The organism is Pseudoalteromonas sp. NCIMB 1079, from assembly GCF_040567695.1.
Taxonomy (GTDB): domain Bacteria; phylum Pseudomonadota; class Gammaproteobacteria; order Enterobacterales; family Alteromonadaceae; genus Pseudoalteromonas; species Pseudoalteromonas distincta.
The window spans coordinates 431,230-443,371 of sequence record NZ_JBEWZA010000001.1 but is presented as its reverse complement, the minus strand read 5'-3'; the positions used below and the strand labels follow the sequence as shown (position 1 = coordinate 443,371).

9 protein-coding genes are annotated in these 12,142 nt (G+C 38.9%); 4 read left to right on the top strand and 5 right to left on the bottom strand.

Going from position 1 to position 12,142, the window contains the following annotated elements; all coding sequences use genetic code 11:
• Window positions 1–12: 12 nt before the first annotated feature.
• On the bottom strand, window positions 13–2,187 hold the full coding sequence (locus tag ABX891_RS02025) for a S9 family peptidase (protein WP_354628810.1): 2,175 nt from the start codon (window positions 2,185–2,187) through the stop codon (window positions 13–15).
• A gap of 189 nt (window positions 2,188–2,376) precedes the next feature.
• On the opposite strand from ABX891_RS02025, the gene ABX891_RS02020 reads away from it, so the two are divergent.
• Together ABX891_RS02020 and ABX891_RS02015 are read left to right on the top strand one after the other, a co-directional pair.
• The gene (locus ABX891_RS02020; protein WP_024605414.1) at window positions 2,377–2,847 is read left to right on the top strand and encodes a DUF2721 domain-containing protein; all 471 of its coding nucleotides are present in this window, start codon (window positions 2,377–2,379) and stop codon (window positions 2,845–2,847) included.
• A 92-nt stretch (window positions 2,848–2,939) separates the two neighbouring features.
• Complete coding sequence (locus ABX891_RS02015) at window positions 2,940–3,392, top strand: c-type cytochrome (RefSeq protein ID WP_024595584.1); 453 nt, start codon at window positions 2,940–2,942, stop codon at window positions 3,390–3,392.
• A 90-nt stretch (window positions 3,393–3,482) separates the two neighbouring features.
• Here the strand turns inward: ABX891_RS02015 and ABX891_RS02010 are convergent, their stop codons facing one another.
• From ABX891_RS02010 to ABX891_RS01995, 4 genes are all read right to left on the bottom strand, one after another.
• Window positions 3,483–6,617 carry an efflux RND transporter permease subunit gene (locus ABX891_RS02010; protein ID WP_354628809.1) on the bottom strand — a complete coding sequence of 1,045 codons (3,135 nt, stop codon included), beginning with the start codon at window positions 6,615–6,617 and terminating at the stop codon, window positions 3,483–3,485.
• A gap of 12 nt (window positions 6,618–6,629) precedes the next feature.
• Complete coding sequence (locus ABX891_RS02005) at window positions 6,630–7,808, bottom strand: efflux RND transporter periplasmic adaptor subunit (RefSeq protein WP_354628808.1); 1,179 nt, start codon at window positions 7,806–7,808, stop codon at window positions 6,630–6,632.
• 217 nt (window positions 7,809–8,025) lie between these two features.
• Window positions 8,026–8,814 (bottom strand): PhzF family phenazine biosynthesis protein, encoded by a 789-nt coding sequence (locus ABX891_RS02000; protein WP_354628807.1) that lies wholly within the window; start codon window positions 8,812–8,814, stop codon window positions 8,026–8,028.
• A gap of 72 nt (window positions 8,815–8,886) precedes the next feature.
• Complete coding sequence (locus ABX891_RS01995; protein ID WP_033013459.1) at window positions 8,887–9,501, bottom strand: PQ-loop repeat-containing protein; 615 nt, start codon at window positions 9,499–9,501, stop codon at window positions 8,887–8,889.
• A 290-nt stretch (window positions 9,502–9,791) separates the two neighbouring features.
• Here ABX891_RS01995 and ABX891_RS01990 point away from each other — a divergent pair, with 290 nt between their 5' ends.
• On the top strand, window positions 9,792–10,925 hold the full coding sequence (locus ABX891_RS01990) for a PepSY-associated TM helix domain-containing protein (RefSeq protein WP_354628806.1): 1,134 nt from the start codon (window positions 9,792–9,794) through the stop codon (window positions 10,923–10,925).
• A gap of 49 nt (window positions 10,926–10,974) precedes the next feature.
• On the top strand, window positions 10,975–12,135 hold the full coding sequence (locus tag ABX891_RS01985; RefSeq protein ID WP_354628805.1) for a tetratricopeptide repeat protein: 1,161 nt from the start codon (window positions 10,975–10,977) through the stop codon (window positions 12,133–12,135).
• Window positions 12,136–12,142 lie beyond the last annotated feature (7 nt).

The window sequence follows — 12,142 nt, the reverse complement described above, 5'->3', positions numbered from 1 at the left end:
TATAAAGAGTAACTACTTTTTAATACCTGCTAAATCAAGCATAAATGCATAGTTTAGCGCGGTATCTTCTAAGCGTTTAAAGCGACCCGATGCGCCGCCGTGCCCTGCTTCCATATCTATTTTAAACAGTAACTTATTATCATCAGTTTTATAGTCACGCAGCTTAGCAACCCATTTTGCAGGCTCAAAGTATTGAACTTGTGAATCGTGCAAGCCAGTCGTCACTAACATATTAGGATATGCTTGCTTAGATACTTGGTCATATGGCGAGTAAGACAGCATGTAATCGTAATACGCTTTTTCGTTCGGATTACCCCACTCGCCGTATTCATTTGTTGTAAGCGGAATGCTCGCATCTAGCATAGTGGTTACTACATCTACAAACGGGACCGCAGCAACCATGCCTTTATAAAGCTCCGGTGCTTGGTTTGCTACTGCGCCCATTAATAAGCCACCAGCACTGCCACCTAACGCAAATATTTCATCTTTTGCGCCATACTTTTGAGAAACCAATGCTTTAGTTACATCAACAAAGTCATTAAACGTATTCTTTTTAGTGAGTAGCTTGCCGTCTTCGTACCAAGGGCGACCTAGCATTTGTGAGCCACGTACATGGGCAATTGCAAATACAAAGCCACGGTCAAGTAAACTCAAACGCGTGCTTGAAAAAGTAGGATCCATGGTTGCGCCATAAGAGCCGTAACCGTATTGCAGTAGCGGGTTAGTACCATCTTTTTTAAACGCGTCTTTACGGTAAACTAAGCTTACCGGTACTTTTATGCCATCACGTGCTGTTACAAAAATACGCTCTGAGGCGTAATTATCAGCATCAAAATCACCTAATACAGCTTGCTGTTTAAGTAGTTTTTTATCGCCAGTCGCTAAATCTACATCGTACGATGAACCAGGTGTAGTCATGCTTGTGTAGTAAACTCGTAACGTGCTGCTATCTATATCGTTATTACCATAAGTACCAATTGTATAAGCGCTATCGTTAAAGCTCAGTGGTAACTCTTTACCTGTTTTTAAATCACGCGCAATCAACTTTGATTGGCCCATTTCACGCTCTTGGTAAACTAAGTAGTCATTAAATAAATCAATGCCTTCGAGCTTAATATCATCGCGCGCTGGGATCACACTTTGCCAATTTGCTTTGTCACCAGCTTTATCAATATCCACTTTCATCAGCTGAAAATTTACAGCATCTAAGTTAGTTACAATGTAGTAAGTATTCCCTAGTTTAGATATTTCATATTCAAGCCCTGCTTCGCGCTCAATTAAGCGTTTAGGCATTGCCTTAGCATCATCAGCACTTAGTACCGATACGCCTGATGCAGCTGTGCTGCTGTGCCAAATATAAATTTCTGACTCATCTTTGCTTTTACTCATACCCATGTAGTAACTGGTATCAGTTTCTTCGTAAATTAGCTCATCATCAGCTTGTGGTGTACCTAATGTATGACGATAAACTTGGTAACCTAGCAAGGTTTGTAAATCTTTTTTAATGTAATAAAGCGTTTTGTTATCGTTTGCCCACACAATGCCACCGTTGGTGCCCTCTAGTGTATCTTCGAGTAGTTTACCGGTTGTTAAATCTTTTATTTTTATACTATAAATACGACGGCTAACAGTATCTTCGCCATAAGCCATTAAATTGCCATTCGGGCTTACATTTAAGCCACTTACTGCATAATAATCATGGCCTTTCGCAAGCTCATTTACATCTAAAATAACTTGCTGATCCGTACCTGTAAAATCGCTGCTGCGTAAGTAAGTAGTGTACTCGTTATCGCCACGTGTTTGCGTTGAGTAAAAATAATCACCGTTTTTAACTGGGACTGAATCATCGTCTTTTTGGATACGCCCTTTTAGCTCTTCAAACAATTCACTTTGCAGCGTTTTAGTATGTGCAAGCATGGCATCAGTGTATGTATTTTCAGCTTCTAAATAGTTAATCACCTCTGGCGCTTTACGTTCGTCATCACGTAACCAATAGTAATTATCTACCCGTGTGTCACCATGAATAGTCATCTCATAAGGCACTTTTTTAGCAACTGGGGCTACAGCTTGGGCTACTTGAACCGTTTTAACTTGTGTATTATTTTTTTTGGTTTCTTCAGGGGCTTGATTACAGCCACTTAAAATAGCGAGCGATAGTGCAGCAAGAGCGAATGGAGTACGTTTCATCAGTCAAATCCTTGTTGTTTTTTATTTTTTATTAAGTAATTAAATATACCTAAAAATAACCTGTGTTGTGATTTACTTTGTGAAGCTATGTAAAGTAAATCAACGTAATTCCTCTTTTCTTAATAAGCCTACATCAGGTACTCTGTAGATATATAAGTCATTTTTAAGCTCAACTGATTAAGGGTAGTAATGAATAGCGAAGTAATAAATATTTTAACTATGGCAAAAGTAATTCAAACGGCCGTTGCTCCCGTATTTTTAATCACAGGTATAGCAGCAACTTTAGGTGTTTTATCTAATCGCTTAGCGCGAATTACCGACAGAGCGCGCTTATTGGAGCGAAGATTAAAAGTAAATACAGATGATGATTTTAATAAGTCGCTAGCAACAGAACTCCGCGCTTTATTAAAAAGATCTCGATGTATACATATTGCTTTTAGTTTAAGTGTATTAAGTGCCTTACTTGTATGTGCTGTGGTCATGTTTTTATTCTTGTCGCACATTCAATCAATTAACTTAAGCGTGACTATTGCTTGTTGTTTTGTTGCCGCAATGGCATTACTTATATGTGCATTTATTTCACTACTTGGAGAAGTATTTTTGGCTACCAGAAGTATGCGTCGAGGAATGATATTTGCTGATATAGGTCTTAATGACTAAGTTTTAATTAAATCTATCGCATTCACTTGAATAAATACGATGTTAGATACAAGATATCAAATTAAGAATTACAATTTTCAACAGGGGCAAACATGAAATTAAAAAAAGTATTAGCAACAATAGCACTGGCAACGTGTGCATTTAGCGTATCGGCAAATTCTGCATTTAAAGAGCCAAGTGACGCGATTGAATACCGCCAAGCAGCATTTTCAATGATCTCAGTACAAATTGGTGACATGGGCGCAATGCTAAAAGGTAAAGTACCTTTTGACGCAGAGCAATTTAAAAAGCGTGCTAACAACGCAGCTGCACTTTCAAAAATGCCATGGGAAGCGTTTTACGAAGGAACAGATAAAGGCGACACAGCTGCACTTGCTGCTGTTTGGTCTGAAAACGATACTTTTATGAAAAAAGCAACTGCATTCCAACAATACGCAGATGAGCTAGCAGTAGCGGCTCAATCAGGCGATAAGGCCGTAATTGGTAAAGCTTTTGGCGCATGGGCTAAAGGCTGTAAAGATTGCCATAAGCAATTTAAAGATTAATTTTACTGCAGCATCTAAGCTGCATTAAAAAGATAATAAAAAAGCCCTGGATGGTTAACCGTTCAGGGCTTTTTTTAACTTTATTGTCTATTAACTATTTATTGATACTTTCGTAGCTCGCCCTTTAAATGGGCGCTTAAATAACGTGCCAATATCACCTAAAATCATATATAAACACGGTACCAATATAAGCGTTATTAACGTTGCAAACATAACAGCAAAGCCAAGCGCTACTGCCATTGGTATTACAAACTTAGCCTGCAGGCTTGTTTCAAACATAATAGGTAGTACACCGGCAAAAGTTGTTATCGACGTTAATAGTATTGCTCTAAAGCGAGCACACCCTGCTTCTATTACTGCATTTTTAACGCTAACACCTTCGCGGCGCACTTGGTTTACGTAATCGGTCATTACAAGTGAGTCGTTTATAACAACACCAGCAGCAGCAATTAAGCCAAAGCCCGACATTAAGCTTATATCTAAATCAAACCAGTAATGACCCCAAATAGCCCCGGTTAAGCTAAACGGAATAACCGACATTACAATAAGCGGTTGTGAATAGCTTTTAAGCGGCACAGCTAGCAGTATGTATACTAAAATCATTCCGCCAATGAAAAACATTATTTGCTCATTGGCTTGAGCTTGCTGCTCTTCTATTGCGCCACCAAGTTCTGATTTAACACTTGGAAATTCTTCAATTAGCTGTGGAAGTAAGTTTTCTTTTACCTGCTTAACTACTTCACCAGGTTCAATTTGCTCTTCATCAATATTGCCATAAACATACACGGTACGATAACCACCTTCACGACGAATATAACTAATGCCAGGTGTTTCGGTCAGCTCTACAACATCACCAAGTAATACTTCTCGCCCCTGTGGGGTGGTCACTACAGTATGTTTAAGCGATGAAAATGCTTCACGAGTTAGTTTAGGGTAACGTACCATTACGCGTACTTCTTCGCCATTTCGGATTACGCGCTGTGCTTCTCCACCATAAAAACTAGCACCCACTTGATTGGCAATACTTGCTAAATCTAAGCCCAGGTCGTAAGCGACCGGCTTTAAGCTCATTTGCACTTCTTTGCTCGCGGGGTCAATTGTTGAGCTTATATCAAACAGTCCTTTTTGCTGTTGCAGTAATTGAATAAAACGACGACCGGCTTCATTTAAAGTCTCTATGTCAGAACCAAACAGTAAGTAACCAAACTCGCCGCCGCCATTGCCACCACCGCCGCCGCCAACATCGTCTTGAATAGTTAACGACTTAATACCGGCAATAGTTGGCATAGCTTCACGCCAACGACGTGAAAGTTCAAATGCATTATACGGGCGTGAATCTTCGTCAACTAAAGGGGCAAGTAATTGAGACTCAGTTCTGCCTTGGTTAAATACCAACACATCACGAATAATTTTTTGACCAAATTCACGCTCAGTTTCTTCATCGACTCTAAGTACCATGGCTTCTATTTCACGAATAGCCGCAATAGTTTGTAAGTCAGAAACGTTATCGTTCATTTCAACTTGTATTTGCGGAAAGTCGTGCGGCACTTTAGGAGTAGGTACTGTACGTACTTTATTAGACGTAATAAGTGCAATGCTTATTATAAACATAGCAATAAAAGCGAATAACACTGTCCAGCGCCAATCTACACATTTCGCAATAAAACGTTTATATGGACCATTTACAAAACCAAAAAAGCGAGTGTTAAAGCTATCGCGCCAGCCACCTTTTTTAATCGGTGAAAAGTGTGTATGTGCAATATGAGCCGGTAATATAAGCTTTGACTCTACAAGGCTAAATACTAAACACAGCATAACTACAACAGCTATACCATAAAAAAAGGCACTTTCTGGACCGCTTGAAAGCGTAAACGGCGCAAACACAGCAATTGTTGTTAGTACACCAAACGTTGCGGGAGTTGCTACGCGGTTTGCACCACGTACAACGTTTTCAACACCACCACCGCTTTTTTCTACCTCGGTATAGGCGGCTTCACCTATTACTATGGCGTCATCCACCACTATGCCAAGCACCATAATAAACGCGAATAACGAAATAATATTAATGCTGATGCCAAATAGCGGCATCATCATCATGGCCCCTAAAAAACAAACGGGTAAGCCAATCATTACCCATAATGCAAGTTTAAAGCGCAAGAATAAAGACAGCATAATGGCCACTAAAATTGCACCTTGAAACAAGTTAGCCTTCATCATATCAAGGCGTGCGTTTAGGTAATATGTCATGTCCATTAATGGCTCTAACCTAATACCTGGCGGTAGCTGCTTATTTTTTTGATCAATAAATGTCTTAACCGAATCGGCCACAGGAATTATATTCTGCTCTTGTGTTGCTTTAACCGACATATAAACGGCATTTTCACCATTAAACTTAAAGTAGCGCTCACCTTCGGTAAATTGATCTTTAATAACTGCAATATCTTGCAGTAAAACTTTAGCGCCATACTCGCCAATTTTTACCGGAATTTGCCTAAACTCTTCACCTGAGTAAAACTGATTCTCGACGCGAACAGAAATAACACCTGCGTCTGTTTTTAGCTGCCCCGCCGAAAAGTTAGCTGAGTAACGGCGTACCGCATTCATCACATCACTAAGGGTTAGATTATATTGGCGCAGCGTATCTGGCTCTATTTCAATTGCTATCTCATCAAGAGGAACATCGTTTACCACTAACGACACGTTAGATAACTGTAGTAACTCATCCTCTATTTGGTTTGCTATAGGCTTAAGCTCTGTAAGTGGTAAGTCAGCAACGAGCGTCATACCTATTACGTCTTGCCTAAACTCAACCTGACTTATGGTGACCGGTTCCATACCTGCCGGAAAAGTCGCAATACCATCAACACGCAACTTTACTTTATCAAGCACATCGGTAAGTTTTGCATCGGTGTTTATTTCCAGGCTGGCTGTACCGCCATTTCTAAATGCGCGATACACGCCTTTTTTAATTTCGGTTATATCTTTAAGTGACTCTTCAACTTTTATAAGAATACTTTCTTCTATTTCCTGAGGAGAGGCACCTGGGTAATTAGCCTCAATATTAATGTAGTTAATCTCTACATTAGGAAACATTTGACGCTGAATCGTAAAGTAACTTATAGCCCCCATAATAATGATAAAAAACATCATTAAATTAGCGGCTACTGAATTATTAGCAAAGTAGGCAATTAGCCCTGTTTGTTTTTGTTGTATTGACTCGCTCATAACTATTACACCCTACAGCTGTTGCGTGTTTGAAGTGCTCGTTTCTGAGCTTTCAGGTTTTGCAGCTACACCTGCAATTTTAACCTGCATTCCTTTTTGCGGGTATTCAGGTAGAGTAATAACGAGTTTGTCATCGGCATTTAAACCACTGTTAATATAAAAATACTCACCCTCTTCACGAATAACCGTTACTTTGCGAGGCTCTAGTTCTTGATTTTCGTTTACTACCCACACAGTTTGGTTGTTAACCAAAGCTTGCGGTAAACGGTAAATATTATTAAGCGTAGCCCCTGCAAAATTAACTTGTACGTAGCTACCAAATTTAATAGATGGTTGTTTTGTTTTTAAACCATAAGGGTCTTCAATTCGCACAACTAAACTGCTCATGCGCGTAGCGCTATCTACAATTCCTAAGTCGCGGTCTATTACCCCTTCGCGCGTAAAGCTATTTAGCCCTTTTTGAATCACTGTAGCGGTAATGCCTTTAATACGCTCTGGTAAAAACACGCTATCGAACCCTGCGATAGGAATAATCACTTCAGCGGTCTCAATATTATTGAGTTCAGCAACTTGTGAGCCCATAGTGACAAATTGTCCAACACCTATATTTCGGCTAATCACCAATGCGTCGTAAGGGGCTGTAACATCACAATTATCCAAATCACGTTGCGCGCGCTTTAATGCTGCTTGCGCCGACTTTACAGATGCCTGCGCACTTAACACTTGAGGTTTACGTAAAAATAAATCTGTGCGCGCTTTACTTGGAAAGCGCTTGGCTTCGTCTTCGGCTACTTGAGCTTGAGCTTGTTCTTCTATTAAACCCGCTTGCGCGCGAGCAAGCTCAGCCTCTGCAACAAGTACTGCTGCTTCATAATTATCTTTTTCGATAGTGAATAACGTTTCACCGCGAGCAACTATGCCACCAGCTACAAAATTAGGATGCCAACTTAACACTTCACCCGACACCTGCGCCGAGAGCAGTGTATTTTCAAGAGGCTTTACTTCACCGTAGCTATTAATAATAACTTGATGATCGTTTGCAGCCACTGGCTCAACTTGCACTGTTGGACGAGTATCAATTACTTCTTTTTTTTCTGGCTCTTGTGCAATGGCATTTATTCCCATAAAGCCAACAACACCAACAATTAGCGCTACAAATGGAAAAACCCATCTAAGTGAATTTGTTTGCATATTCTATTATCCCCAAAACTCTATTAACATCATAAGACCAGAGCCTTATGAAACATTAAGGTGACATTTGTAAGCAACTGTTACAAATGCGTGTATTAATAGATAAAATAAAGACGGTAATTCAAAAATGACTAGTGGGATTATAAAAAACAACTTGCTAATATGATTTTGAAATGAATAGTTAAACATTATTCCTTGTCAAATATAAAGTTCCTAATTAAATATAAATAGTGCCTTTTAAATACCTTACAGCATGTCCGGTCAAAGTGACGGTTGTATCATCCACTTTGCAAATTAAATGCCCGCCTCTGCTTGAAGCCTGATAAGCACTTAACGTAGTTTTATCCAATTGCTGCGCCCAGTAAGGTGCCAAGCCAGTATGAATTGAGCCCGTTACATAATCTTCGTCGCCACCGCTTGCAGGCCAAAAATAACGAGATATAAAATCATATTCAGCACTTGGAGCAGTGGCCACTACATCAAGTGGATAAAGCGTTTTTAAAAGCTCTGAGCTAGTTTTTAATTCAAGTATTTGATCGGCGTTTTCATAAATAGCAAAGTAAGCTTGGCGATTTTTAAGCACTTTACTCGGTTGTATAGACAAGCCATCAAGCAATTGCTGCGGTATATTTTGTACCTCAATCGGTGCTTGTTTAGGAAAGGTCATTGCAAAGCTGCCATCAGCGTTTTTATTAACGATTAGCTCGCCCACCGCATCAGCAACAAAGCGAATTTTCGATATATTATGCTCTTCACATAAAACATAGGCAGCCGCAAGTGTGGCGTGACCACAAAAGTCGATTTCCATCAACGGCGAAAACCAGCGAATAACAAAACTTCCATCGTCTTGCAGGCAGGTAAAAGCAGTTTCAGATACGTTATTCTCAGCGCCAACCTTTAGCATTAAATCGTCACTTAACCACGATTCTAGTGGGATCACTGCCGCATAGTTACCTTTAAATAACTCATTCGTAAACGCATCAATTTGATGAATAGCTAATTGCATTGTTTAAACTTTGTAATGATTAATAGCTTAAAACTGCCATACCTAAACTAAATTAGCACTTTTATTTTTGCTTTAAGCCATTACAGGTCGCATTCTATAGTATTGCATACAACCAAATTGCACAGCATTGGTAAGCAATAGCATAATAAACATAAGTAAGTGCGCCGTGCTTGGAGCAACTGTTGTGAGCTCAACAACTAAGCCGCAAATACCAGCAATAAACTGCAAGCTAAAGTAGCGCGCGCTTAAATTACTCACATTACCCGTACGCAATGTTTTATAAGTTTGCGGCATAACACGTACAGAACTCATCACAAGGCCAACATACGTTAAAGCGCTTAATACCGTTGCAGTATCAAGGCTTGAATTTAAAAGCAGTGAAAACGGCAGTAACGAAAAGCCTAGCATAGTAACCAGCTGTACACGTTCTCGTTTAGCTGCGTTGAAACGTGCAAAAAAATATAAAATAAGCCCGCTTAATGCACCGGTTACAATAAATGGTAACGCAATATAATAGCGCTCAAAGAAAATATTGTAGGTTATAAAATAAAGGCTTTGTGCTAATCCAAATGTCATCATTAATAGTGACAAACCAGAGACACTACGATTTTTTCGAATTTTGTTTAGTAATGGTAAAAAACTAAAAACCAAAATAAAAGAAGACAATATAGGCAAATAATGCGCCAAAGCAACCTCGCTCGTTATATAAATGTTAATTAAAAAAAGAAATAAAAACATTTAATAAACATCTGTTTTTAAAAGGCTTTTACTATGAGCGCGGCATTGTAGAGCCGCGTAAATTTAACTCAACTAAATAAGATATTCTTATTTTAGGTACTGGCAAGTTAGGTATACAAAAACCGTAGAATTAAGTTCACGGTTTACCTATTTAATAGAAAACCTACTCACAAGCTATCAAATGAAAATGATAGTTGTTATCATGCGCAAGTCATTAACTGCAATATATAAAACTATCTATGAGAAAAACTCTTTTTAAAATTCACAGTTGGATCGCTCTTATAGCTCTCATTCCCTTGATTGTTATTAGTATTACAGGGAGCGTATTAGTTTTTAAAAGTGAAATAGATGGCTTACTTATGCCAAGCAGTCACTATGTTATAAAAGCACTGCCAGAGCGCATGCCAATCGACAAATTAATCGCAAAAACAGAGCTTGCTTACCCTGAGTATGTAGTAGGTAGTTGGGAAATATTTAACGATGATACTGCTGATCGGGTTTACTTAGTTAAACGCGGGACAGAGCAATGGTATAAGTTTCATTTAAACCAGTATACGGGTGACATTTTGTCAGAGCCTGTTGGTACCAGCCATTATTTTACTGATTGGTTTTTAGAACTGCATTACACCTTTTTACTTAACGACTTTAAAAACCTGCCAGGGCAAACAGGCACAGTACTAGGCTTCTTTTTTGCTCTGTTTTTATTGGTATTAGGTATTACAGGACTTATTATTTATCGTAAATTTTGGCAGCGCCTATTTAGTGTGCGCTGGCGTGCAACACTGCAAATTGTACTTAGCGACATTCATAAAATGACGGGGGTGATAGGGTCGCCCATCATTATTATTTTAGCTATTACAGGTGGCTACTTTAACTGGGCGGTGTGGTATCACGAAGTTATTGAACACGCTGAGGAAGAGCACTTTGTACTAACCAAAAACTTGCACAATAGCGATATTTCGTTTCAACACATACTCGATGACAGTAAAAAGCAAATACCCACTTTTAATGGTACATTTTTAGTTATGCCACTCGATCCTGACGAAAATATCACCTTATTCGGCGAAGTCGATACAAATAACCCGCTTGCGAGCGAATACGCTAATACGGTTAGCTACGATAAGCAAACAGGCGAACATTTAACTAACTGGGATATTCGCGAAGTAGGCGTTGGCTGGCAAGTAATTGATAGTTTTAGAAAACTTCATTTTGGCTACTTTGCAGGGCTAATAAGTAAAATACTGTGGTGCGTAATTGGTTTGAGCCCAGTGTGGCTAGCAGGTACTGGTTTTTACTTGTGGTTTACCCGCCGTAAACGTAAAAAACAATCACAAAAAAATCGCTCAAGTAAACGCAGTACAGCAAGTACTTGATTAAAAACCCACCACATTGTAATGTAAAATTTAACAATGGAGTGGGTTTATGATGTTTTATAAAATAGCAGTCTGTATTACTTTTTTATATTTAGTTGGATGTAACACAACCAAGGTTCAGCAAGTAGAACAACAAATAGAGCTTGAACAACTATTAAACCATTCTTTGTTTAATAAACTCGACACTCCTTCTGAGTACAGTATTTTCGAGCTGCCAAATGTTGAAAAAGAACAATTTTTAGCCTATGCCGAAAAACAAAAACAGTCTGAAATCCGTCATGACCGCATTATTTACAACTACCTCGAAAGCAACTTAGCTAACTTTAAATACCACGGCGATACACTTACTTCAGCCCAAGCCTTAAAACTTTCGCAAGGCAACTGCATTAGCTTAGCTGTTTTAACACAAAGCTATGCACAAGCTCTCGAATTAGAAACGAGCTTTCAAGAAGTAACAAGTCAGCCTGTATACGCAAAAGAAAATAATGTTGTTTATGTAGCAAGCCACTTTAGAACAAGAGTATACGCCCCAAAAGTAGAGAAAAAAGATGATAATATTGTTGAATTTTTCAGAGCGGGCACCTTAATCGACTACTTTCCTACCCGTCGCAGCTTTTATTCAAGCAGTGCAGATTATAACGATTTAGTTTCTAAGTTTTACAGTAATTTAGCTGCAACAGCGCTAGCAGACAAACAGCTGGATATTGCGTACTCACTTATTCTACAAGCAAACAAATACACTCCCAATGATCCTGAATTATTTAATATAGCGGGCATTTTGCATCGTCGGGCTGGTGATTTACAAAGCGCTAAAAACATCTATCAAACAGCACTTAGTAATAATGAAATAAGCATTAATTTAATCAGCAACTATCAGCTTTTAGCTAAAAAATTAGGCGACAAAGAGCTTGTTAAAGAGCTCACTTCACAATTAGTTAATAAAGAAAAAGACCCATATGAATTACTAGTAATCGCTAAAAACGACTTACAAGCTGGCCACGCTCATCAGGCTAAAGCGCACCTTGAGCAAGCTATTACTAAAGCGCCTTACATTGCTGAGTTATACTTGGAACTCGCAAAAGTTCGCTATCAACAAGGTAATATTAAACAAACACAAACCTTACTTGAGAAAGCTATCGAACTAGAACGTGATAACCAAAAAATCGATGTATATCAAGCTAAGTTACTGTCGTTACAAATGGACAAATAACTTAGCC

Excerpts from the sequence above, each read along its gene's own strand:
- ABX891_RS02025 (WP_354628810.1), bottom strand. The coding sequence starts at position 2,187 with ATGAAACGTACTCCATTCGCTCTTGCTGCACTATCGCTCGCTATTTTA.
- ABX891_RS02020 (WP_024605414.1), top strand. The coding sequence starts at position 2,377 with ATGAATAGCGAAGTAATAAATATTTTAACTATGGCAAAAGTAATTCAA.
- ABX891_RS02015 (WP_024595584.1), top strand. The coding sequence starts at position 2,940 with ATGAAATTAAAAAAAGTATTAGCAACAATAGCACTGGCAACGTGTGCA.
- ABX891_RS02010 (WP_354628809.1), bottom strand. The coding sequence starts at position 6,617 with ATGAGCGAGTCAATACAACAAAAACAAACAGGGCTAATTGCCTACTTT.
- ABX891_RS02005 (WP_354628808.1), bottom strand. The coding sequence starts at position 7,808 with ATGCAAACAAATTCACTTAGATGGGTTTTTCCATTTGTAGCGCTAATT.
- ABX891_RS02000 (WP_354628807.1), bottom strand. The coding sequence starts at position 8,814 with ATGCAATTAGCTATTCATCAAATTGATGCGTTTACGAATGAGTTATTT.
- ABX891_RS01990 (WP_354628806.1), top strand. The coding sequence starts at position 9,792 with ATGAGAAAAACTCTTTTTAAAATTCACAGTTGGATCGCTCTTATAGCT.
- ABX891_RS01985 (WP_354628805.1), top strand. The coding sequence starts at position 10,975 with ATGATGTTTTATAAAATAGCAGTCTGTATTACTTTTTTATATTTAGTT.